Annotated in this window: 20 protein-coding genes; 8 read left to right on the top strand and 12 right to left on the bottom strand. The window is 64.9% G+C overall.

Annotated features, from left to right (window positions below; genetic code table 11):
• Positions 1-121: 121 nt before the first annotated feature.
• Positions 122-598: a hypothetical protein gene (locus F7D01_RS07165; protein ID WP_215229494.1), complete on the top strand. Its 477-nt coding sequence runs from the start codon at positions 122-124 to the stop codon at positions 596-598.
• 82 nt (positions 599-680) lie between these two features.
• Here the strand turns inward: F7D01_RS07165 and glpX are convergent, their stop codons facing one another.
• Positions 681-1,664, bottom strand: a complete 984-nt coding sequence (glpX, locus tag F7D01_RS07160; RefSeq protein ID WP_215229493.1) for a class II fructose-bisphosphatase — start codon at positions 1,662-1,664, stop codon at positions 681-683.
• 92 nt (positions 1,665-1,756) lie between these two features.
• Between glpX and F7D01_RS07155 the strand changes: the two genes are divergently transcribed.
• Complete coding sequence (locus F7D01_RS07155) at positions 1,757-2,230, top strand: hypothetical protein (protein WP_215229492.1); 474 nt, start codon at positions 1,757-1,759, stop codon at positions 2,228-2,230.
• Here F7D01_RS07155 and F7D01_RS07150 read toward each other — a convergent pair.
• Both F7D01_RS07150 and F7D01_RS07145 read right to left on the bottom strand, forming a co-directional pair.
• Positions 2,227-3,537: a homoserine dehydrogenase gene (locus tag F7D01_RS07150; protein ID WP_215229491.1), complete on the bottom strand. Its 1,311-nt coding sequence runs from the start codon at positions 3,535-3,537 to the stop codon at positions 2,227-2,229. The two genes, F7D01_RS07155 and F7D01_RS07150, sit on opposite strands and share 4 nt — an antisense overlap.
• A gap of 133 nt (positions 3,538-3,670) precedes the next feature.
• Positions 3,671-4,552, bottom strand: coding sequence for a hypothetical protein (locus tag F7D01_RS07145; RefSeq protein ID WP_215229490.1), 882 nt, complete (start codon positions 4,550-4,552; stop codon positions 3,671-3,673).
• A 382-nt stretch (positions 4,553-4,934) separates the two neighbouring features.
• Between F7D01_RS07145 and F7D01_RS07140 the strand changes: the two genes are divergently transcribed.
• From F7D01_RS07140 to F7D01_RS07125, 4 genes are all read left to right on the top strand, one after another.
• Positions 4,935-5,582 (top strand): energy transducer TonB, encoded by a 648-nt coding sequence (locus F7D01_RS07140; RefSeq protein WP_215229489.1) that lies wholly within the window; start codon positions 4,935-4,937, stop codon positions 5,580-5,582.
• Between the two features lie 48 nt (positions 5,583-5,630).
• Positions 5,631-6,461 carry a MotA/TolQ/ExbB proton channel family protein gene (locus tag F7D01_RS07135; RefSeq protein ID WP_215229488.1) on the top strand — a complete coding sequence of 277 codons (831 nt, stop codon included), beginning with the start codon at positions 5,631-5,633 and terminating at the stop codon, positions 6,459-6,461.
• Positions 6,462-6,536: 75 nt separating this feature from the next.
• On the top strand, positions 6,537-7,070 hold the full coding sequence (locus F7D01_RS07130; protein ID WP_215229487.1) for a biopolymer transporter ExbD: 534 nt from the start codon (positions 6,537-6,539) through the stop codon (positions 7,068-7,070).
• A gap of 26 nt (positions 7,071-7,096) precedes the next feature.
• Positions 7,097-7,537: a biopolymer transporter ExbD gene (locus tag F7D01_RS07125; RefSeq protein ID WP_215229486.1), complete on the top strand. Its 441-nt coding sequence runs from the start codon at positions 7,097-7,099 to the stop codon at positions 7,535-7,537.
• Between the two features lie 140 nt (positions 7,538-7,677).
• On the opposite strand, the gene F7D01_RS07120 is transcribed toward F7D01_RS07125, so the two are convergent.
• The 5 genes from F7D01_RS07120 to F7D01_RS07100 all read right to left on the bottom strand — a co-directional run bounded on the left by F7D01_RS07120 (position 7,678) and on the right by F7D01_RS07100 (position 13,712).
• Positions 7,678-10,110: a ligase-associated DNA damage response DEXH box helicase gene (locus F7D01_RS07120; protein ID WP_215229485.1), complete on the bottom strand. Its 2,433-nt coding sequence runs from the start codon at positions 10,108-10,110 to the stop codon at positions 7,678-7,680.
• A gap of 72 nt (positions 10,111-10,182) precedes the next feature.
• On the bottom strand, positions 10,183-11,115 hold the full coding sequence (locus F7D01_RS07115; protein WP_215229484.1) for a DUF2059 domain-containing protein: 933 nt from the start codon (positions 11,113-11,115) through the stop codon (positions 10,183-10,185).
• Positions 11,090-12,610, bottom strand: a complete 1,521-nt coding sequence (gene pgmG / locus F7D01_RS07110) for a phosphoglucomutase/phosphomannomutase PgmG (RefSeq protein ID WP_215229483.1) — start codon at positions 12,608-12,610, stop codon at positions 11,090-11,092. Before pgmG ends, F7D01_RS07115 begins: the two co-directional genes overlap by 26 nt.
• Positions 12,607-12,903 carry a molecular chaperone DnaJ gene (locus F7D01_RS07105; protein WP_215229482.1) on the bottom strand — a complete coding sequence of 99 codons (297 nt, stop codon included), beginning with the start codon at positions 12,901-12,903 and terminating at the stop codon, positions 12,607-12,609. The genes pgmG and F7D01_RS07105 overlap by 4 nt, the downstream gene beginning before the upstream one ends.
• Entirely contained in the window at positions 12,900-13,712 is an 813-nt protein-coding gene (locus tag F7D01_RS07100; protein ID WP_215229481.1) for a division plane positioning ATPase MipZ, read from the bottom strand. The genes F7D01_RS07105 and F7D01_RS07100 overlap by 4 nt, the downstream gene beginning before the upstream one ends.
• Before the next feature lie 107 nt (positions 13,713-13,819).
• Between F7D01_RS07100 and panC the strand changes: the two genes are divergently transcribed.
• On the top strand, positions 13,820-14,677 hold the full coding sequence (gene panC, locus F7D01_RS07095) for a pantoate--beta-alanine ligase (RefSeq protein WP_256443731.1): 858 nt from the start codon (positions 13,820-13,822) through the stop codon (positions 14,675-14,677).
• Positions 14,678-14,758: 81 nt separating this feature from the next.
• Positions 14,759-16,726 (top strand): acetate--CoA ligase, encoded by a 1,968-nt coding sequence (acs, locus tag F7D01_RS07090; protein WP_215229479.1) that lies wholly within the window; start codon positions 14,759-14,761, stop codon positions 16,724-16,726.
• A 44-nt stretch (positions 16,727-16,770) separates the two neighbouring features.
• Here the strand turns inward: acs and F7D01_RS07085 are convergent, their stop codons facing one another.
• The 4 genes from F7D01_RS07085 to F7D01_RS07070 form a co-directional block, all read right to left on the bottom strand.
• Positions 16,771-17,604, bottom strand: a complete 834-nt coding sequence (locus tag F7D01_RS07085) for a pirin family protein (protein ID WP_215229478.1) — start codon at positions 17,602-17,604, stop codon at positions 16,771-16,773.
• 76 nt (positions 17,605-17,680) lie between these two features.
• Positions 17,681-19,870 (bottom strand): xanthine dehydrogenase family protein molybdopterin-binding subunit, encoded by a 2,190-nt coding sequence (locus F7D01_RS07080; protein WP_215229477.1) that lies wholly within the window; start codon positions 19,868-19,870, stop codon positions 17,681-17,683.
• A complete protein-coding gene (locus tag F7D01_RS07075; RefSeq protein ID WP_215229476.1) occupies positions 19,867-20,853 on the bottom strand; it encodes a xanthine dehydrogenase family protein subunit M in 987 nt (328 codons plus the stop codon). Before F7D01_RS07075 ends, F7D01_RS07080 begins: the two co-directional genes overlap by 4 nt.
• Positions 20,850-21,362: a 2Fe-2S iron-sulfur cluster-binding protein gene (locus F7D01_RS07070; protein ID WP_371819699.1), complete on the bottom strand. Its 513-nt coding sequence runs from the start codon at positions 21,360-21,362 to the stop codon at positions 20,850-20,852. Before F7D01_RS07070 ends, F7D01_RS07075 begins: the two co-directional genes overlap by 4 nt.
• Between the last annotated feature and the right edge of the window lie 26 nt (positions 21,363-21,388).

Genomic DNA, 21,388 nt, shown 5'->3' with positions numbered 1-21,388 from the left:
TGCAACATGGGTGGGGGCGGGCAGCCGGGGATCGCTGCCGTTGCGCGCGCCGATAAGGAGCGGCAGCAGGGGGGGCGGGAAGGTCTTTCCTACTCGCGCCCGATCTGCCCTATCCTGCCCGATGCCGAAGTCCGTGCCCAAGCCTCCCGCCCATACGCTCCGTCGTCGCCCGCCCTTCTTCCGCCCCGTGCCGGTGCGCGCAAGAAAGGACGGGTGGAGCGTGGAGCGCCAGTGCGGGTTTCTCGCCGCGCTCTATCTCACCGGGTCCCCCACCGCGGCGGCGCGGCAGGTCGGCATGAGCAAGGCGAGCGCCTATTGCCTGCGCGCGCGGGCCGACGCGGCGAGCTTCGCCAATGCCTGGGACCGGGTGATGACTCCGCCGGGATCGGGGCGGAGCGCGGGGCCGAGGGACGATTACCGGAAGTTGACCGTTCCGGCGCTGTTCGCGCGTGTCGACACGGGGCTGGTGCAGCCCGTGCTCTATCGCGGGCGCATGACGGCGATACGCCGAAAAGCCGACAATTCCGCGCTTTTGCACCTGGTTCGGCGGTGCACCCACGAACCCGCGGAGCCGCGTGAGGGGCGCGCGCGCCGATGATCGGAAAGTTTTCGAAAACCCCCCGGTCGGCGTTCCATTCCTACAGGTGTCGAGCCGTCCGTCGGCGGCGGCCCAAGCCGGTTCAGGCCTTGCGGTGTTCGCCCCTGATCCACCTGACGGTGCCGCTGCTGGCGCGCATCACCACGCTCTCGGTCGTCATCAGCCCGCCCCGCCGGCGCTTCACCCCTTCGAGCAGCGATCCGTCGGTCACCCCGGTCGCGGCGAAGATGCAGTCGCCCTTGGCCAGATCGTCGCGGGTGTAGATCTTGTCGAGATCCTCGATCCCCCACTTGGCCGCCCGCGCCTTCTCGTCCTCGTTGCGGAAGACCAGCCGGCCGTTGAACTGTCCGCCGACGCAGCGCAGCGCCGCCGCGGCCAGCACGCCCTCGGGCGCGCCGCCCTGGCCCATATACATATCGATCGTGGTGTCCTCGTCGGTCGTCGCGATCACGCCCGCCACGTCGCCGTCGCCGATCAGCACGACGCCGCAGCCCAGCGCGCGCAGTTCCGCGATCAGATCGGCATGACGCGGCCGGTCGAGCACGCAGACGATGATTTCGGACGGCTCCACGCCCTTGGCACCCGCCACGGCGCGCACGTTCTCGGTCGGCGATTTGGCAAGGTCGATGATCCCGGCGGGATAGCCCGGCCCCACCGCCAGCTTGTCCATGTAGACGTCGGGCGCGTTGAGCAGATTGCCCTCTTCCGCCGCAGCCAGCACCGCGAGCGCGTTGGGACCGGCCTTCGCCGTGATCGTGGTCCCTTCAAGCGGATCGAGCGCGATGTCGATCTTCGGCCCCTTGCCCGGCGCGCCGCCGACCTTCTCGCCGATGAAGAGCATAGGAGCCTCGTCGCGCTCGCCCTCGCCGATCACCACGGTCCCGTCCATGTAGAGTTCGTCGAAGGCCTTGCGCATCGCCTCCACCGCGGCGGCGTCGGCGGCCTTCTCGTCGCCGCGACCGATCAGCGTCGACGCGGCGACCGCCGCAGCCTCGGTGACGCGCACCATTTCGAGGACGAGAACCCGGTCGAGAACCGAACTGGGGGGGACGTTGACATCATTCATGGGCAATTCATTCCTCGGCGGAGAATTTGGCGCTCGCCTAACGGGGGGATGCCGCCTTGTCGAGTTGGACGCGAGCTTTCCTCGCGACATTGTTGGCCCCCTTGGGTCTCGTCCTGCTCTCCCCGGCACCGGTGGCAGCGCAGGAGGCGGAGGCTTCTGCCGCCCCCGCTCCCGCCTCGCAGCAGGACAAGGTATCCGTCGACGAAGCGCTGGCCAAGGCGCGCGAGGTCTATGGGCCGCCGGCTCCCGAACCCGAAGTTCCGATCGAATGCGAGAAACAGCGCGAGCGCACTCCTGACGAGATCGTGGTGTGCGCGCGGCTGGAGGATTCGGCGAAATACCACGTGCGCTCCAGCCTCGACCAAGGAGACGATTCGCACCTGTCTTGGGCCGGCGATCCGCCCGATCTGGAGCCGCAATATCCGGGCGATGTGGTGGCGCGAGGATGCTTCGTCCCGCCCTGCCCGCCGCCGCCGACCTATTATTTCGATATCGAGGCGCTGCCCGAGGCCCCGCCCGGCTCCGATGCAGACAAGATCGCGAAGGGCGAAATGCCCGGGCGCTAGCTGGTGCCCAGGATCGGCATCACCAGCGGCGTGTCGGCCAGGATGGGCGAACCGTCCAGCAGCGCGATCGCCTCTCGCACGCAGCGCACCGGCCCCTGATGCGTCACCATGGAGACGAGCACCGCGCCACCTTCCTCCGCCTCGCCCTGCTGGATCAGGCTTTCGATGGAGACGTCCGCATCGCGCATGGCCGCGGTCAGTTCGGCCAGCACGCCGGGGCGGTCGGCCACCGTGAAGCGGAGATAGGACCGGCCGGTGCGCGCGCCCGAATCGGCCTTGTCCAACGTCCGAAGCCGGGCGGCGGGCAGGGCGAAGGCGGGCGAACGGTCGCCGCGCGCGATCCCGATCAGGTCGGCGACCACCGCGCTGGCCGTCGGCCCGGCACCTGCGCCGGGTCCCTGGAACAGCAGGCGACCGACGAAATCTCCCTCCGCCACCACGGCGTTGGTAGGTCCGTCGATGGAGGCGAGCGGGTGGGTCTTGGCGATCAGGCAGGGGCGAACCCGCTGCAGGAGGCGGGGCGCGTGCGGCTCCCCTTCGATATCGGCGACACCGATCAGCCGCGCGACGAAGCCCAGCGCATCGGCCTGCGCGATGTCGGCGGCGCGCACGCGGCGAATGCCCTCGACCTCCACATTGCCGAAATCGATCCGCGTGCCGAAGGACAACGCGGCGAGAATCGCCAGCTTGTGCGCCGCGTCGACCCCGTCGATGTCGAACGCCGGGTCGGCTTCGGCAAAGCCCAGACGCTGCGCTTCGGCCAACGTGTCGCCGAAATCCGCGCCCGTCGCCTCCATCGCGGTGAGGATGTAATTGCTGGTGCCGTTGAGGATGCCGTACACGCGCTCGATCCGGTTGGCCGATGCGCCGCCATGCAGCCCCTGGATGACCGGGATACCGCCCGCGACGGCGGCCTCGAACCGCAAGGGCGCGCCGCTTTCTTCCGCGCGTTCGGCCAGCTCCTGCCCGTGATGCGCGATCATCGCCTTGTTCGCCGTGACGAGACCCTTGCCCGCCCCCAGCGCGCCGCGCGCCAGGGCGAGAGCAGGTCCGTCGGACCCGCCGACCAGTTCGACCACCACGTCCACATCGTCGCGCGCGGCCATCGCCGCCATGTCGTCGCACCAGGCGATCTGCGACAGATCCACCCCGCGCTCGCGCGAACGATCGCGCGCGCTCACCGCGCTCACCACGATCGACCGACCCGCGCGGGCTTCCACCAGCGCGCCGTTCTCCTCCAGCAGGCGAATGACGCCCGCCCCGACCGTGCCGAGTCCGGCGATGGCTATGCGTAGCGGGGCGGTCATGTCGGTAGCGCTCGGCCGTGTTCAATGGTCCGTCGCGCGGAATGGGTTTCGATTGCCATGGTGGCGCGCCCTACCCGCGCGAGGCGGAGAAAAGGAGGCACATAATCTTGGACCGCCGACAGCCCGCGTTGGATCAGGAGGCCGGGGGCGGCGTGCGTGTATAGGTGCACGCCCCGAGGTCCTCCCGCACGATTGCGTAGTCCTGCGCCGCGCGAATGCGGTCCTGCGGGTCGGACGAAAGGTTCACATCGTCGGGCAGACGATCGGGCAGCGCGCAGGCGAGCCGGTACCAGGCGAGCGTTCCGGACTGCGGCGGCGCGGCTGCCTGATCGACGAGCTCGGAAAAGGAGACGCCCCATCGCGGCGCCATGCCCGGTCGGCGGACCACCGTGATGGAGGCCGGGTCGCCGGAACGGGTCGCCAGGAACAGCTGGGTCTCCGATTCGCCGGAAAGCGTGCCCGCCACCGACAGCGCGTCGCGCACGCCGGTAATGACGGGTGGAGCATCGGCTGCGAGCAATTCCGCGAGGATGATGCGCAGGCGCGCTTCCAGAGGCGCGCTCCACGGCAATTGCGCATCGGGCGCCACCAGCTGGATCGCACCGGGCCGCCCGGTGACCGGGCGCGCGAACAGCAAGACGTCCTGCTTCTTGATCTTCGGTACCTTGCCCTTCGCATCGCGCGGCATGTCGACGACATAGCGCAAGGATTCGCCGATCGGCATGGTCCCGGCGATCAGTGCCTGTGTATCGGCCTCTATATAGACACGGGCGTAACCCGGGGCCACGTCGGGCGCGCGTTCGGGATCGACGGTCGCCTGCTTCGTCACCCGTGCACGCAACACCAGTGGGGCGGCGTCGGCCAGGGCGACCAGATCGGCGTAGCTCGGCTCACCGGGGGCCGTGCGTTCGATCGCCATGCCGTCGCGATATTGCTGCGCTGCCACGGGCGTCTGCGCGGCAAGGGCAAGGCCAAGGGCGAGCGAAGCGATAGGGGTCGGGCGAAAGGTCGGCATGGTGTCTCCGGTGAAAGCGCCGCGGCGGGCTTCGATCCCGGCCGCCGCAATAATTGCATAGAGGACCGCGGCACGTGTGAATCGATCCTTAACCTGAAAAGCGTTTGCGAGCGCGTTACGGACTGTTTAAGGGTCCGCCTCGGGCCGAGAGGTGGGGGAGATAGTCTGCCATCGGCATAGTGTGTCGCCCAACCGGCGATACCGACCCTGCAGGAAGCCCTGGCTGCCCGCGACCCACTCGTTTGGGGAAAGGGGGTTGGATTTGCCCGGATGCGCGATATGCAGGATACTTTGAACCCGTCCGACATTGTTCGGACAACAGGCCGGGGTTAACCTGGCGTAAATGGAGTGATGCGACCGCATGGCCTATGCTGACCAACAGATGAGCACCAATCGCATCGTCGCGATTGTCATCGTTGTGATTGTCCATCTCGCGATCGGTTACCTTCTCGTCACGGGCCTCGCCTACGAGGCCGTTAAGAAGGCGGTCGAGAAGGTGACGACCGTCGATATCGAGGAGCCGCCGCCGCCTGAGGAAACCCCGCCCCCGCCGCCTCCCCCGCCGGAGGAGCCGCGCGAAGTGAGCCCCCCGATCGTGGTGCCGCAACCGCCGGTGAAGCTGTCGAACCAGACGCCGCCGCAGAAGACGACGGACGAGATTCCGCCGCAGCGTCCGGTAAGCACGAGGCCTTCGATTCAACTGCCGCCGGGGAATCCCCCGCCGCCGCCGCCGCCTCCGCCGCCGCCCCCACCTCCGCCGCCACCGCCGCCACTTAAGCCGACCAACAATCCCGGCGCATGGGTTACGCCGAACGACTATCGTTCGAGCTGGATCAACCGCGACTACACGGGAACGGTGTCTTTCCGCCTAGCCATCGGAGGAAATGGCCGCGTGTCGAACTGTACCGTCACCGGTGGGTCGGCGCCGCAGGATCTGAAGGACGCCGCTTGCAGTCTCATCAGTCGCCGCGCGCGCTTCAACGGTGAGGGTGCCTACTCGGGCACCGTACGCTGGCAAATTCCCGAATAACGACACCATTTCACTTTAATCTCCTTTTCCATTCGAGAGGACCTCGCAATGTTCATTAATCTTCTTATCGCTGCCGAAGGTGCGGCTCCGCAGAACCAGTTCGGCATCGTCGAAGCTATCCAGCAGGGTGGCTGGATCGCGATCATCATTCTTTCCGTCCTCGTCATCATGTCGGTCGGTTCGTTCTACATCCTGATCACCAAGCTGCTCGAGCAGCAGAAGATCTTGAACCAGTACAAGAACCTGCGGCAGAATTTCTGGCGTGCGGGTTCGCTGAAGGAAGGCGCGACCAAGCTCGACAAGAACAGCGCATGGCGCCAGATGGTCGACGACAGCGTGCGGGCCCAGGAAACCCACGGCCAGATGTCGGACAAAATGGAAGCCCACGACTGGCTCCACGGTTCGCTGGCCCGTTCGGAAGCGACGATCAACTCGCGCCTGGCGGGCGGCCTGCCGTTCCTCGCCACCGTGGGTGCGACCGCGCCGTTCGTCGGTCTGCTCGGTACGGTTATCGGCATCTATCGCGCGCTGATCAACATCGGCCTCGCCGGTTCGGCGTCGATCGACAAGGTTGCCGGCCCCGTCGGTGAAGCGCTGATCATGACCGCGATCGGGCTACTCGTCGCGGTGCCAGCGGTGCTCGCCTACAACTGGCTGCAGCAGCGCAACAAGCGGATCGCCGAGCTGCTGACGGGCTTCTCGACCGACCTGCTTGCCTACATCAACTCGAACGGTGCGGTGAAGCCGAAGGTGATGACGGCTACCTCGACCCAGCAGGCCGGCAAGGCCGCAACCACCGGTGCGGCCGCGCGTCCCGCCACGACGACGACCACGGCGACCAAGCCGGGCACGACGACCACCACCACGACGCGGAAGTAAGTATCGCGGGCGGCGAGGCCTTTCTCGCCGCCCCCTCACCCTCGGGTCCGCTGGACCGAAGGATAGGATGTAGACATGGCCATTTCGACAGGAGGAGGCGGCGCCGAGACGCCGATGTCCGACATCAACACCACCCCATTGGTGGACGTGATGCTCGTGCTCCTGATCATCTTCCTCATCGCGGTTCCTGTCGCGATCCAGACGATCGACAAGCTGCGTATTCCGATCATGGAATCGACCGAATCGAAAGATAAGGTCGAGAACCTTCAGCTCACCGTCTCCACGACGGATAATCAGGGCCGCAGCGCCGGAGACCCCGGTTTCGAGGGTGCCAGCCGGAATGGTGAATGCCGCATCTATTTCGGCAACGTCACCCCGGTGAGCTCGGAAGAGCTTTACGATCAGGCGTTCGCCCGTCTCGATGCCATCGTGCAGCGTGCCGGCGGCCCGGATGCGATCATGGCGGATCCCGATCTGATCCCGCAGGTCCACATCCGCGGCGATGTGAACGCACCGTGGCGCTGCGTCGCGGGCACCATCTACAACGTGCAGGCGGCAGGTTATCCGACCGTCGGCTTCATTTCCAACCCTGTCGACCCCAACGGTTGACGGGCGCTACTCAGGAGTAACCGACCATGGCAATGTCAGGCGGCAAGGACGATGGCAGTCCGATGATGGAGATGAACACGACGCCGTTGATCGACGTCATGCTCGTCCTCCTCATCATGTTCATCATCACCATCCCGGTGGCGACGCATGCGGTGAATATCGATCTGCCGCAGCCAAACCCGAACCCTCCGCCGGAAGATCAGATCGAGCCGGACAAGAACAAGATCGTCCTGACCGAAAACGATCAAATACTGTGGAACGGCGACCGGATCGATCAAAGCGAACTGACCCGCAACCTGCTGATCACCCGCGACATCGTGCCCGAGCCGGAGCTCCAGTTCGAGCCGGAGCCGCAGGCGAGTTACGACCTCTCGGCCCACGTCCTGAACATCATCAAGGGTTCGGGCGTAAGCAAGTTCGGCTTCGTCGGTAACGAACAGTATCGCTCATTCGGCACGGGCGAATAGCCCCGCGGCTGCAAGCTCATCACCAAGAGAAAGGGGCGGAGCGATCCGCCCCTTTTTTTATCCTGTATGCCGCCTCTGTCGGAATCATGGCCCATCAAACGCTGCTCTAGACATGATGTGGGACGACCTTCCCCTACGCGTTAGGGTGTACCCATCGCTGCCGCGGCCAGGCTCTCGGCTTCCAGCAGCAGTTCATCGTCGACGGCGCCCTGCGGCACGCTCTCGCGACCGATCATCACCATGACCGGCACCGCGAGCGGGCTCACCCGATCAAGTTCCACATGCTCGAGCCGCTCTGCTGCGCTGTCCAGCAGGTCGCCCAGCCGCCCGACATCGGTCATCCGCTGACGCGCGTCGGCCCAGGCCGCTTCGAGCAGCACGTGCTCGGGCTCGTATTTGCGCAATACGTCGTAAATCAGGTCGGTCGAGAAAGTGACCTGCTTTCCGCTCTTGCGCTTGCCCGGCTGCTGCCGCTCGACCAGGCCGGCGATGACCGCCACCTCGCGGAAGGACCGTCGGAGCAGATGCGAATCCTGCACCCAATCGACGAATTCGTGCGCCAGAATATCGGCCGACAGCAGAGGTGCGGGATCGGTCACGGGCTTCAGGCCCCAGACCGCCAGCGAGTAATCGTTGGCGACGAACCCCCCCGGCAGCAGGCCGCGATCCTCCATCCGCTTCGTGATCAGCATGCCGAGCGACTGGTTCGCGTTCCATCCGCAGAAGGTATAATAGACCGTGTAGTGCCGATTGGCGTGGGGGAAGGTCTCGACCAGCAGATTGTCCGGTCCCGGCAGCACGCTGCGCCAGTCCTGCACCTCCAGCCATTCGCGCACATCGTCCGGGAAGCGCGCCCAGCCCGCGCGGTCGACCAGCATCTCGCGCACCCGCTCCGCCAGATGCGTCGTCAGCGGGAGGCGCAACCCGCCATAGGAAGGGATCATGGCCGCCTTGGTTGACGCGCGCACGATCAGCTCCATGTCCTTCACCTGCTCAACTTCGAGCGAGGTGCCGGCGAAGGCGAAGGTGTCACCGGGCGAAAGCGAGGCGGCGAACCGTTCCTCCACCTTGCCCAGCTGGCGGCCATTCCTGAAGCGGACCGTCAGCATCTCTGAATCGACGATGATCCCGGCATTCAGCCGATGCCGCGCCGCCTGTTCGGGATGCGTCAGTCGCCACATGCCGGTGCGATCACGCACGATGCGCTGGAACCGGTCGTAGGCCTTCAAGGAATATCCGCCCGTGGCGACGAAATTCAGCACCCGCTGCCACACCGTATCGTCCACCCAGGCGTAGGAAAGACACAAGCGTATCTCTGCCAGCAGCGCGGCTTCGTCGAATGGCGCGGCGCACGCGCAAGCCATTACGTGCTGAGCGAGCACGTCCAGCGCACCGGGCCGGAAATCCTCGCCGTCGCGCTTACCGGCATCGACCGCATCCTTCGCCGCCTGCGCCTCGAGGAATTCGAAGCGGTTGCCGGGCACCAACAGCGCCCGGCTGGGCTGGTCGAGCCGGTGGTTCGCGCGACCGATACGCTGCAACAATCGGCTCGACCCCTTCGGCGCGCCCATCTGTACAACGCAGTCGATATCGCCCCAATCCACCCCGAGATCCAGGCTTGCCGTGGCGACCAGCGCGCGCAATTCCCCGCGCGCCATCGCCCCTTCCACCTTGCGCCGCGCTTCCTTCGACAGGGAGCCGTGATGCACCCCGATCGGTAGCTTGTCCTCGTTCACGTCCCACAGGTTCTGGAAGGTGTATTCCGCCAGGAAGCGCGTATTGGTGAACACCAGCGTGGTACGGTTGCGACGGATTTCCTCGTAGAGCTGCGGGATTGCCCAAGTCGCGGCGTGCCCACCCCACGGAACCCGTTCCTCTTCCGGCAGCAGGATCTCGACGTCCGGCTCCGCTCCCGCTTCCCCTTCGACCAGCGCGACGCTGTCTACCTCGCCCCATGGCGCGAGCCACTCGCGGAAAGCCTCCGGTTCGGCGAGTGTCGCAGATAGCGCGACGCGCTGGAGTTCGGGTGCGAGCGCCTGCAGGCGCGCGAGACACAGTGCCAGCAGGTCGCCACGTTTGCCGGTGGCAAAGGCGTGGATCTCGTCCACCACAATGCGCTTCATCCCAGCGAACATGTCGAGGCTTTCCGGATAGGACAGCAACAGCGACAGCGATTCCGGCGTGGTCAGCAATACATTCGGCGGGCGCTCGCGCTGGCGGCGCTTGCGATCCGACGGGGTGTCACCGCTGCGGGTCTCGATGCGGATGGGCAGACCCATCTCCTCGACCGGCGCGACCAGATTGCGCTGAACGTCATGCGCCAACGCCTTGAGCGGTGAGACATAGATCGTATGCAGCGTGTTGGAAGGCGGTGCGTCGGTACCCTGCGAAGGGCAGAAATCGGCCAGCGTGGGCAGGAAACCCGCCAGAGTTTTGCCCGCTCCGGTATCGGCCACCAGCAGGGAATGGCGACCCGAGCGCGCCACGTCGAGCATCTCGCTCTGATGGCGCCGGACACGCCATCCGCGCCCGGCGAACCAGCGTGCGATTTCCGGCGGCAGGTCGTCCGTCATGCGGTGGGGCTCAGCAGCATGCGGAAAAAGCGCGCGCCCGCGCACGCGGTTCCACGCGCGCGCAGAGAACCGTCAGCTTTCGAGGAAGCTACCGTCCTCGTATTCGCCATCGTCGCCATCATCGTCCTGATCCGGCTGGAGCGATTCGAGCTCCGCCTGGCCGACGCCAAGGAGATCGGAAAGGCGCGCACGTTCAGCCTCGTTCAACTCCCCGAACTTTCGCGCCTCGGGGAAGTCTTCGGCAATCTTGCCCATGCCTCTAATCAAGTCGGGCATCACCGCCATCATCGCCGGGCCCATCTCGTTCATCGCGGCCATGACTTCCGGGTCGGCATAGATCAGCATCGATTCCGCCGCGTAGTGCTGGCCGGCCGGCGTATCGAAGAAGGCGACCATCGCGTCCATCTCGCTCTCATCGAACCGCTTGGCATAGGCGCGCGTCAGGCCGGTGCGATACGCAGGCTCGATCGCGTCCAGCAGGCTACTGACCATCTCCAGCATCATCTTGGTGGTGGCGGCGGCACGCTCCGCATTGACGGGATCGAGAATTCCCACCGCCGCAGCGACCTGCTCGTCGTCCAGGTCGTCGAGATCATCCTCGTCCATTCCCAGCAGACAAGCAACCTCCCCGCGCGGCGTTCCAATTTCGGAGCCCATCAGGCCTTCCATCATCGGTGCAAGCGTCGAATCCACCATCCGCGCGTAAGTGCCGTTTGGAAAGATCCGGTCGACGACCCGACCGGCGGTGGGCAAGCGGGCTTCCTGCTCCGGGGTGAGCGGTTCCGGCTTGAAAGCATCGCCGAACATGCTGCCGAAATCGGGCATCTCCTCGCCCAGTTCGGCCATCGCCTCCTCCAGCTCGTCGCCGAACACCGGCTCTTCGCTTTCTTCGACTTCTCCCGCCTCGTCGTCTTGCGGGGTAGAGGGCGGGATTGGGATTACCTCCAGCGGGGCGGGGCCGGCATCCCGCGTTATCGGTTCATCTGCATAATCCTGTGCGGCCAACGGCGAACCAGCCGCGAGCAGTGCAACAAGTGAAACGAGCCAGGTGCCGGTACGCATTGCAAATCCCCCCGCTGTGCACTTTCCAGTGCCCCTTTTGCGGCTCTCTTTCCAGCCCGGATAACATCAGCTGCTCGTCGATCTGCGCCAGCAGACGTTCGAGCCCGGCTTCGCTGTCGCTTTCGGCCCGCGCGACCAGCACATCCTGGGTGTTGGAAGCACGCAGCAACCACCAGCCGTGCTCGTTGGTGACCCGCACGCCATCGGTCGCATCCACCTGGATTGGGCTATCGGCGAGCCGTTGCGACACCTCCTCGATTGCGGCGAACTTGCGATCCTCGTCCACTTGGAAACGCAACTCGGGCGTATTGAAAAGCTCGGGCATCGCCCCGCGCAATTCCGTCACCGATCGGCTCAGTCGGGCACTCGCGGCGATCAGACGCACCCCAGCATAGAGCGCATCGTCGAAGCCGTAGTAATCGTCCGCGAAGAACACATGGCCGCTCATCTCGCCAGCCAGCGGGCTGCCCGTTTCCTTCATCTTGGACTTGATCAGTGAATGGCCGGTCTTCCACATCAGCGGCTTGCCGCCATGGGTCGAAACGTGGTCGAACAGCGCGCGACTGGCTTTCACGTCGGCTATGATCGTCGTGCCGGCGTGCCGCTGCAGAAGATCCTCGGCATAGATCATCAAAAGCTGGTCGCCCCAGATCACCCTGCCCGCCCCGTCGATCGCGCCAATGCGATCTCCGTCGCCATCGAACGCCACCCCGAAATCGAGGTTCTTCTCCTTCACCAACGCGACGAGGTCGGCGAGATTCTCTTCGACCGTGGGATCGGGATGGTGATTGGGAAAACGACCATCGACATCGGTGTAGAGGAGATGATGCTCTCCGGGCAGGCGCGCGGCCAATGCTTCCAGCGCCGGACCGGCCGCGCCGTTCCCAGCGTCCCAACCTACACGCAGACTCTGGAGCGCTGTATGGTCCAGCCCGTCCAGCCCGTCCAGCCCTAGCAGGAGCCGGTCGACGTAAACGCCCAGAATGTCGACCTCCGCAACTTCTCCCTCGCCATCCTCCCAATCGCCTGCGGCGGCCATCCGGCCCAGCGTCGCGATATCCGTACCGAAGAACGGGCGGCCGCGAAAAACCATTTTGAAGCCGTTGTAATTGGGCGTGTTATGGCTTCCGGTGATCTGGATCCCGCCATCCACATCCTCGCGCGAAGCTTCCGCAAAATAGAGCATCGGGGTCGGGCCCAGGCCGATCCGCACGACGTCGCAGCCGCTAGCGGTCAGCCCTTCGACGAGCGCGTGCTCCAGCGTGGGCGAACTGACCCGCCCGTCATAGCCGACCGCCACGGTTCGGCCGCCGTCGCGCCGCATCAGCGTGCCGAAGCTGCGTCCGATCGCGCGCGCATCGTCCGCCTCCAGTGTTTCGCCGATGATCCCGCGTATGTCGTATTCGCGCAGGATGGTCGGATCGAGGGCGTGGCTCATTGCGTGGCTCCATCTTCGGGCAATCGGGACAGCAGGAGATCGCGTGCCTCGTTCGCGCGGTGCACCTCTTCGCTGGTTCCGCCACGATCGGGATGCACCCGCGCAACCACGCGCCTGTGCGCTTCCAGGATTGCGCGGCGGTCGGCATCCACCCCAACTTCGAGCACGGAGCGGGCCCTCGAAAGCTCGGTTGCCTGGGTCCGCGGTGGGCGGAGATAGTCCCACGGCCATTTGCCGAAGGCCCAGCGGCAGGCCAGCGACACCAGGGCCGCCAGCACGATCACCCGGATCATGCAGGCTCCAGCTGTTGCGCCCGGACCGCGTCGGGCAGGTTCAGCGACAGGACAAGCTCGCGCAATTCCTGCCGGGCGACCAGATGGCTGGTGCCCAGATCGCCCAGATGCCCCTTGTCGAGCAGGGTCAGGCCACTCGGGAACAGTTCGCGATAGATCACGCGTTCCGACAGTCCCGGCGTCACGCGAAAACCCACACGCTTACTCAGTTCGGTCAGCGCGCGATCGAGCCGGGCCTTGTTGCGCGCCTCGGTATGGCCGGTGCGGTTGCGCACCACGATCCAGTCCATCTCGCGCCGCTGCTCGTCGATCGTGGCGCGGCTGCGCTTGAGCCGCGCCTCCCAGATCAGCTCGGCGTAGAAGCTGAGGCGGCGCACCTTGAAGGTTTCCGCGTCGACCTGCCCGATAAGATCGAAATCGACGAAGCTGTCGTTGAGCGGGGTGACCAGCGTATCCGCCTCGGTCGCGGCATGGCGCGCCAGCGGATCGTCCCGGCCCGGGGTGTCGACGATCAGGAAATCGTGGCCTTCGCCCACGCGCTGCGCCAGATCCTCCAGCCCCTCGGTATCGAGATCCTCGGCGATGACTTCGCACTTCGCGCCCGGCAGTTCGATATCACGCCGCTGCTGCGTTTCGGCCCGATTCTCGAAATAGCGGTGCATGGTGCGCTGCCGCGGGTCGAGATCGATCGCGGCAACGCGGGCACCGCGATAAGCGAGCGCGACTGCGACATGCACCGCCGTGGTCGATTTGCCTGTCCCCCCCTTCTCATTGGCGAAAACGATACGGTGCGGACGCTGAGAAGACACGGGGATTGGCTGCCCTTTTGTTCGAGAACATTTGCCCGCATGACCATGCCGGCGCTAGGGCGGCGGGCGTCGCGGTTGCGACAGGTTTTATCGAAGGGGCTATCGCCGTGCAAATCTTTGCCGAGCTCGATATGTTGAGAACAGCGGTCGCGGCCCTGCGCAAACGGCACGAAACGATCGCGCTGGTGCCGACCATGGGCGCGCTGCACGAAGGGCATCTGGCGCTGGTTCGCGCGGCCGCGGCGAAGGCTGACCGGGTGGTGGTGTCGATCTTCGTAAATCCGACCCAGTTCGGCCCGAACGAGGATCTCGACGCCTATCCGCGCCAGCTCGAACGCGACGCGACCCTGCTCGAGGCGGAGGACGTGTCGCTGCTGTGGGCGCCTTCTATCGAGCAAGTCTACCCGGAAGGCTTCGCCACCACGGTGAGCGTTGCCGGTGTCAGCGAGGGGCTGTGCGGGGCCAGCCGCCCGGGGCATTTCGATGGCGTGGCGACCGTCGTGTGCAAGCTTTTCAATCAGGTTCGGCCCGATCTGGCGGTGTTCGGTGAGAAGGACTGGCAGCAGCTCGCCGTCATCCGCCGCATGGCGCGCGATCTGGATCTCTCGCAGCCGCACGCCGACGCGATCATCGGTATCCCCACGGTGCGCGAGGCGGACGGTCTCGCGCTATCGAGCCGCAACCGGTACTTGAGCCCGGACGAGCGCGAACAGGCGACCGCGTTTCCCGCCGCTCTCACCCAAGCGGTCGCCGCGATCGAAAACGGTGTTTCGCCCGGCGACGCCCTGACCAATGCGCGCGAACAGATCGAAGCGGCGGGATTCGTCGTCGATTACGTCGATTTCGTCGATGCCGGCTCGCTTGCTCCGCTGCACCAGCCGGGGGACAGAGCCGGCCGCCTCGTCGCGGCGGCGCGGCTCGGTTCGACGCGCCTTATCGACAACATGGCGGTGGCGGCGCGATAGAGGAAGGCCCGCACCGGATCGTTGCGCCGGCAGCGCGGTTTCGATCATACGGGAAGAGTAATTCATACGGGAGAGATACAGATGAGCGAACCGCATGCCCCTTCGCCGACCGTACCGGTTCCGGAAAGTGCGAAGGATGGAACGCGCTGTTCGCTCCAGGAATACGGCGCACGCTACGATGCCAGCCTGTTCGACCCGGACGGCTTTTGGCTGGAGGAGGCGCGAAGGCTCGACTGGTCGACCGAGCCGCAGAGCGCAGGCGATTGGAGCTTCGATCCGGTCGCGATCAAATGGTTCGCCGATGGGCGGCTCAACATCTGCCACAACGCGGTGGATCGCCATGTGAAGGCCGGTAAAGGCGATCGTGTCGCGCTGATCTTCGAACCCGACGATCTCGAGGGCGAGGTACGCCGGATCACCTACGCCCAGCTATTGGCCGAAGTGATCCGCTGGGCCAACACGCTCAAGAAGCTGGGTGTCGCGAAAGGCGACCGGGTCACGATCTATATGCCCATGGTGCCCGAAGGCGCCTTCGCCATGCTCGCCTGCGCACGCATCGGGGCGGTGCATTCGGTGATCTTCGGCGGTTTCTCGCCCGAGGCGATCGCGGGCCGCGTGACCGATTGCGAAAGCGACTGGATCGTCACCGCGGACGAGGGCCTGCGCGGGGGCGCGACCATCCCCCTGAAAGCCAATGTCGATGCCGCGCTGGAAAAGGCGAAAGCGAAGGGCGTGCTGGTGCTTCGCCATACTGGCGGCAATGTCACCATGACGGACGGTCGCGATCGCTGGTTCCACGAACTGAGCGAAGGCATTTCGGATGAATGCCCATGCGAGGATATGGCGGCGGAAGACCCGCTGTTCATCCTCTACACCAGCGGCTCCACCGGCAAACCCAAGGGTGTCGTCCATACTACCGGTGGCTATGCCGTTTGGACCGAGACCACTTTCCGATACGTATTCGATTATCGCGAGGGCGAGGTTTACTGGTGCACCGCCGATATCGGCTGGATCACCGGGCACAGCTATATCGTCTACGGCCCGCTGCTGAACGGCGCGACCGCGCTGATGTTCGAAGGCGTGCCGAACTATCCCGACCACGACCGCTTCTGGCAGGTGTGCGAGAAGCACGACGTCGCCATCTTCTACACCGCGCCGACCGCGATCCGGGCCCTGATGCGCGAGGGGCGGGCCCATGTGAAGAAGCACGACCTATCCAAGCTGCGTCTGCTCGGAAGCGTGGGGGAGCCCATCAACCCGGAGGCTTGGCGCTGGTATCACGAAGTGGTCGGCGGCGGGCGCATCCCCATCGTCGACACCTGGTGGCAGACCGAGACCGGTGGCGTGATGATCACCACCCTACCCGGCGCGCATGCGATGAAGCCGGGCAGCGCGGGAAAGCCCTTCTTCGGCGTCGCCCCTCAGCTGATGGACAACGAGGGCGCGGTGCTGGCGGACGAGGACCGCGGCGGCGCGGCGGAGGGCAATCTGTGCATCACGCGTAGTTGGCCGGGCCAGGCACGCACCGTCTATGGCGATCACGACCGCTTCGTGCAGACCTATTTCAGCACTTACAAGGGTAAGTACTTCACCGGCGACGGGTGCCGCCGGGACGAGGAAGGATATTACTGGATCACGGGCCGCGTCGACGACGTCATCAACGTCAGCGGGCACCGCATGGGTACCGCTGAAGTCGAAAGCGCGCTGGTTCTACACCCTAAAGTCTCGGAAGCCGCAGTCGTCGGCTTCCCGCACGATATCAAGGGCCAGGGCATTTACTGCTACGTCACGCTCAACGCGGGCGAGGAACCGGGCGAGGAGCTCGAGACCGAACTGCGGCAGTGGGTGCGCAAGGAGATCGGGCCGATCGCGACACCGGACCATCTCCATTTTACCCCTGCCTTACCCAAGACGCGCAGTGGCAAGATCATGCGCCGCATCCTGCGCAAGATCGCGGAGAACGACTACGGCGCTCTCGGCGACACTTCGACGCTGGCAGATCCGGGGATCGTCGATGCGCTGATCGAGGGGCGCAAGAACCGGGACTGAGGGAGAGCGGACGAGGCTAAGCGAAAATTCCGGGAGGCGATCGATCAGGCGAATTCACCGCGACGATAGGCCTCGAACGCTTCGACGATTTCCCGTTCGCTGTTCATCACGAACGGGCCATGCGCCACGATCGGTTCCCTGATCGGCTCTGCATGGCCGAGCAGAATGTTCACCCGTTTTTCCGCCGCGATGACGAGGTGCTCGCCACTGCCGAAGGTGGCGAGGTGATGCTCGGGAACCGTCGCTCCGCCGGCCTTCGCTTCTCCGCGGATCGTATAGAAGAAAATCGTGTGATCGGACGGTATCGGCAGAGATATTTCGGCCCCCGCCTCCAGGGTCAACGTTCCGAGCGCGATACCCGTCAGCGAATCCACCGGAGCATCGTCAAATCCAGAAACGGGTCGCAAGGTTGCTCCCTCCCCGAGATCGACTTCTGGAATGAGCTTGGCCGGTACCTCTCGATACGCGGGTTCGGTAAACTTCAATGCTGCCGGAAGATTGACCCAAAGCTGCAGTATTTCGAGCGGCCCGCCCTCCGCTTTGAACGTGTCCGGCGAAAGTTCCGAATGGACGATGCCCGAACCGGCGGTCATCCATTGCACACCGCCATCCTTTACCACGCTCTGCGCACCGCTACTGTCGCTATGCGCCAGACTTCCGGCGAGGACGAAGGTGACGGTCTCGAACCCGCGATGCGGGTGAGGTCCAAACGGCAGGCCGTGGTTCCGCGGAGGGTAAGTCTGCGGGCCATGATGGTTCAGAAACAGGAACGGGTCGAGATGCGGAACACCGCGTCCCGGAAGCGGGCGCCGGGTCGTAAGATCGGCGATGTCGTCCCGGATTGCAGGATAAATCGACATGAGAGGGCGTTCGGTCATCGATCGAGTCCGGATACGCGACATAAAGGGCATGCAAAAGCATAACTGCGGCTTGTCCGCCAGCCGTTAGCCCACATCAGTCCGGCAGAGCGGCAAGCACTCGCTCCGGTGTCATCGGGTAATGATAGATGCGCGCGCCACTGGCATTGTAAATCGCATTCGCGATCGCCGCCGCGCCGCCGCACATCCCCAGTTCACCGATGCCCTTCGCCTGAATCGGGCTTGCGACCGGATCACGCTCTTCGAGCATGAGGACTTCGACATCGGCCACGTCACGGTTCACGGGCACGTGATATTCCGCAAGGTCGCAGTTCACGAGATGGCCGTCGACCGGGTCGAACAGCAGCGCCTCGGTCAACGCAACGCCGATGCTCCAGGTGATCCCGCCCAGACATTGCGATCGGGCCGTCTTCTCGTTCAGCACCCGCCCGAAACCGAAGGCACCCAGCATGCGGTTGACACGGGTTTCGCCGGTAAAGCGATTGACCCGAACTTCGGCGAAAAACGCGCCGAAACCGGATGCGGTATGGCTGTCGGAAATATCGCCCGGCTCGTAATGCCCTTCTTCGGAGAGGTCTTCTCCATCCAGCAATTCCGCCAGTGACTTGCCGCCGACCACTGCGCCATCGCGAAGCTCCATGCTTTCTTCGCTGGTGCCAACGCGCTGCGCAATCTTTTCGCGCAAGGCTTCGCACGCGACATAGACAGCCGACCCGATCGACGCAGCGCCCCAGCTTCCGCCCGAGCCCGGACCCTTGGGATGATCCGTATCACCCAGTTCCACCAGCACCTGCTCTACGGACAGGCCAAGCATCTCGCCGGCAATCTGTGCGACGATGGTGTAGGTCCCGGTGCCGATGTCGGTCATATCGCTCTGAACCACGGCCGTGCCGTCGCTCTTCAAAGTCACGCGGGCCTTGGCTTCGCCGACATTGTGCACGCGCGCGGCGCTCGCCATTCCGGTGCCGATCCACCATTCGCCCTCGCGGCGCTGGCGTGGTGTCCTGGGCCCACCGTCCCATCCGAACTTGTCCGCCCCTTCCCGCAGGCATTCTGCCAGTTTGCGCGAGGAAAAGGGAAGGTCCTCTTCCGGGTTGCGATCCGGAATATTCCGCAACCGCAATTCGACCGGATCGACGCCCGATTTTTCCGCGAGGACATCCATCGCGATTTCCAGCGCCGGCATGCCGACGGCTTCGCCCGGTGCGCGGACTGAACCGGCCGTCATCCTGTGAATGCGAGCGACTTCCAGCTTCAGTTGCCGGTTCTCGCCCCCGTAAAGGAAATGCGAGGACTGGAGGACCGGCTCGGCGAATTCCTCACCCGGCAGATTGGAAACGAGCGCCTGGTGGCCGAAGCCGTCCAGCCGACCTTCCTCGTCACTCGCCAAGCGCAATCTCTGTGTCGTTTCGGACCGGCGCATGACGCACTGGAAGACTTGCTGGCGGCTCATCACCACCCGCACCGGTCGCTTGAGTTCGCGCGCCGCGACCGCGGCCGCCACCGTCTCTTCGCTGATGCCTAGTTTCGAGCCGAAGCCCCCGCCGACATAGCGAGATACGAGCCGGATATTATCTTCCTCGATACCCAGGCTGTCCGCCAGTTCGGTAATGTTATAGTTCGGCATCTGCAGGGAGGCGTGGACCGTCAACCTGTCGCCAACCCATTCGGCGATCGCCGCGTGCGGCTCCATGGCCGCAGACGCGTGCCCTTCGGTTTTGACCTGCACATCGCTCGTATGCGCGGCACTCGCCATTGCTCCATCCAGATCGCCCTGGTTGACGGTCTCGTCTTCCTGCTCTTCCGGCGTTACGCCATCGGGGTCGAGCGGGGCCCCACTTGTCGCACGGTATTCGACCTTCAGGTGCTTTGCCGCATCGCGCGCCTGCTCGAAGGTCTCAGCGACGACCAGCGCGATCGGTTGGCCCCAATAGCAGACCGTGCGCGGATCCTGCTGGGGTGCCTCGTTGGCGGTGCCCTGCGCGGCGCGCGTGGTCAGGCGCTCGTCGTCGACAACCGCGATAACGCCGGGCATGGACATCACGCTGGTCTTGTCGATGGAAACCACCTCTCCATAGGTGATGCGCGAGGTGACGAGCACGCCTTCGGCCAGACCTTCGACCCGATATTCTGCCGCGTAGGGCGCAGTCCCGGTAACTTTCGCCAGCCCGTCGATGCGCGATATCGGCTTCCCGATGATCCCCTGCTTCATCTTGTCGAGCCGGTTCGAGGTGATGGGCTCATCCTGCTTCAGGTGCGCGCTCATAGTTCGGTCTCCGTCGCTTCGGCCAGCACCGCGGCAAGCGTGCGCCGGGCAAGCGGTATCTTGAAATCGTTCTCGCGGTAGCCGCGTGCGTCCTCCAGCAGCACATCGGCCGCCTTGTCGAACAGCGCACGCGATGGTGCCTCTCCAATAAGAAGCTCCGACAGGCGCGGATCATACCACGGTTTGTGCGCAATCCCGCCGAAGGCGAGGTCGGCGCGGGTAATGGCGCCATCTTCCATGGCGACGATCGCCGCTACCGATACCAGCGCGAACGCGTAAGACGATCTCTCGCGCACCTTGCGATAAAGCTGTTTGCCGGGAACCGGCGCCGGAAGCGTGACAGCGGTGATAATATCTCCGGTTTCCAGCACGTTGTCGCGCCAAGGCGTATCACCGGGCAGCAAGTGAAAGTCGCGCACCGGAACGGAGCGTTCGATGCCATCAGCGCTTTCGATTTCGACCGTGGCGCCCAAGGCGCTCATCGCCACCGCCATGTCACCGGGGTAAGTTGCGATACAATCGGCGCTGGTGCCGAGAATCGCGTGCAGATGCGCTATGCCGTCGATGGCACCGCACCCCGATCCCGGCTCGCGCTTGTTGCACGGTTGGTCGATATTGGTGAAATAATAGCAGCGCGTTCGCTGGCAAAGATTTCCGCCGGTCGTGGCCCGGTTGCGCAATTGCTGCGTCGCTCCGGCCAGGATGGCACGGGCGAGCACCGGATATTCGGCGCGCACCCGATCATGGTTGGCCGTCGCGGTATTGGAGGCGAGCGCTCCGATGCGCAGACCGCCATCGGCACCATCCGCGATCTCGGTCATCCCAAGACGGTTGATATCGACCAGGCGCTCAGGTCGTTCCACCTGCAGCTTCATCAGGTCGAGGAGGTTGGTACCTCCCGCGATCGCGGTCGCATTTTCCGGGGCCGCAAGCTGGTGGGCGTGCGCGAGGCTGTCAGGCCGCTGGAAGTCGAACGGTCTCATCGGGCGTCTCCCTTGCCGGCTACATCCTGAATGGCGGCCACGATATTAGCGTAGGCTCCACAGCGACACAGATTGCCGCTCATTCGCTCGCGGATTTCCTCTGGCGTCGGTCGCATCTCGCCCTGCAGGTTCTCGCTCGCGTCGCTGGCGAAGCCGCTGGCGATCTCGTCGAGCATCGCGGTCGCAGAGCAAATCTGGCCCGGCGTGCAATAGCCGCACTGGTAGCCGTCATGCTCCACAAACGCGGTTTGCAACGACGACGGCGCCTCCGGCGTGCCAAGACCCTCGATCGTGGTCACGCTATCGCCATCGTGCATCGCAGCCAAAGTAAGGCAGCTATTGATGCGCATACCGTTGACGATAACCGTGCACGCCCCGCATTGGCCATGGTCGCAGCCCTTTTTCGTGCCGGTCAAGCCAATGTGCTGGCGAAGAAAATCCAGTAGTGTGACACGGGGGTCATCCGGGACTGAATGCTCGGTTCCGTTTACGGTGATGGTATCGCTCACATGTGCCTCCATGGTATCCTAACCAA

This window comes from Erythrobacter sp. 3-20A1M (assembly GCF_018636735.1).
GTDB lineage: Bacteria > Pseudomonadota > Alphaproteobacteria > Sphingomonadales > Sphingomonadaceae > Alteriqipengyuania.
Note: the sequence above shows the minus strand (reverse complement) of the source record. Positions and strands in the feature narration are given on the sequence as shown.

Bases quoted from the DNA above. Each gene is read 5' to 3' on its own strand.
- F7D01_RS07165 (WP_215229494.1), top strand. From the start codon at position 122: ATGCCGAAGTCCGTGCCCAAGCCTCCCGCCCATACGCTCCGTCGTCGC.
- glpX (WP_215229493.1), bottom strand. From the start codon at position 1,664: ATGAATGATGTCAACGTCCCCCCCAGTTCGGTTCTCGACCGGGTTCTC.
- F7D01_RS07150 (WP_215229491.1), bottom strand. From the start codon at position 3,537: ATGACCGCCCCGCTACGCATAGCCATCGCCGGACTCGGCACGGTCGGG.
- F7D01_RS07145 (WP_215229490.1), bottom strand. From the start codon at position 4,552: ATGCCGACCTTTCGCCCGACCCCTATCGCTTCGCTCGCCCTTGGCCTT.
- F7D01_RS07140 (WP_215229489.1), top strand. From the start codon at position 4,935: ATGAGCACCAATCGCATCGTCGCGATTGTCATCGTTGTGATTGTCCAT.
- F7D01_RS07135 (WP_215229488.1), top strand. From the start codon at position 5,631: ATGTTCATTAATCTTCTTATCGCTGCCGAAGGTGCGGCTCCGCAGAAC.
- F7D01_RS07130 (WP_215229487.1), top strand. From the start codon at position 6,537: ATGGCCATTTCGACAGGAGGAGGCGGCGCCGAGACGCCGATGTCCGAC.
- F7D01_RS07125 (WP_215229486.1), top strand. From the start codon at position 7,097: ATGGCAATGTCAGGCGGCAAGGACGATGGCAGTCCGATGATGGAGATG.
- F7D01_RS07120 (WP_215229485.1), bottom strand. From the start codon at position 10,110: ATGACGGACGACCTGCCGCCGGAAATCGCACGCTGGTTCGCCGGGCGC.
- pgmG (WP_215229483.1), bottom strand. From the start codon at position 12,610: ATGAGCCACGCCCTCGATCCGACCATCCTGCGCGAATACGACATACGC.
- F7D01_RS07105 (WP_215229482.1), bottom strand. From the start codon at position 12,903: ATGATCCGGGTGATCGTGCTGGCGGCCCTGGTGTCGCTGGCCTGCCGC.
- acs (WP_215229479.1), top strand. From the start codon at position 14,759: ATGAGCGAACCGCATGCCCCTTCGCCGACCGTACCGGTTCCGGAAAGT.
- F7D01_RS07085 (WP_215229478.1), bottom strand. From the start codon at position 17,604: ATGACCGAACGCCCTCTCATGTCGATTTATCCTGCAATCCGGGACGAC.
- F7D01_RS07080 (WP_215229477.1), bottom strand. From the start codon at position 19,870: ATGAGCGCGCACCTGAAGCAGGATGAGCCCATCACCTCGAACCGGCTC.
- F7D01_RS07075 (WP_215229476.1), bottom strand. From the start codon at position 20,853: ATGAGACCGTTCGACTTCCAGCGGCCTGACAGCCTCGCGCACGCCCAC.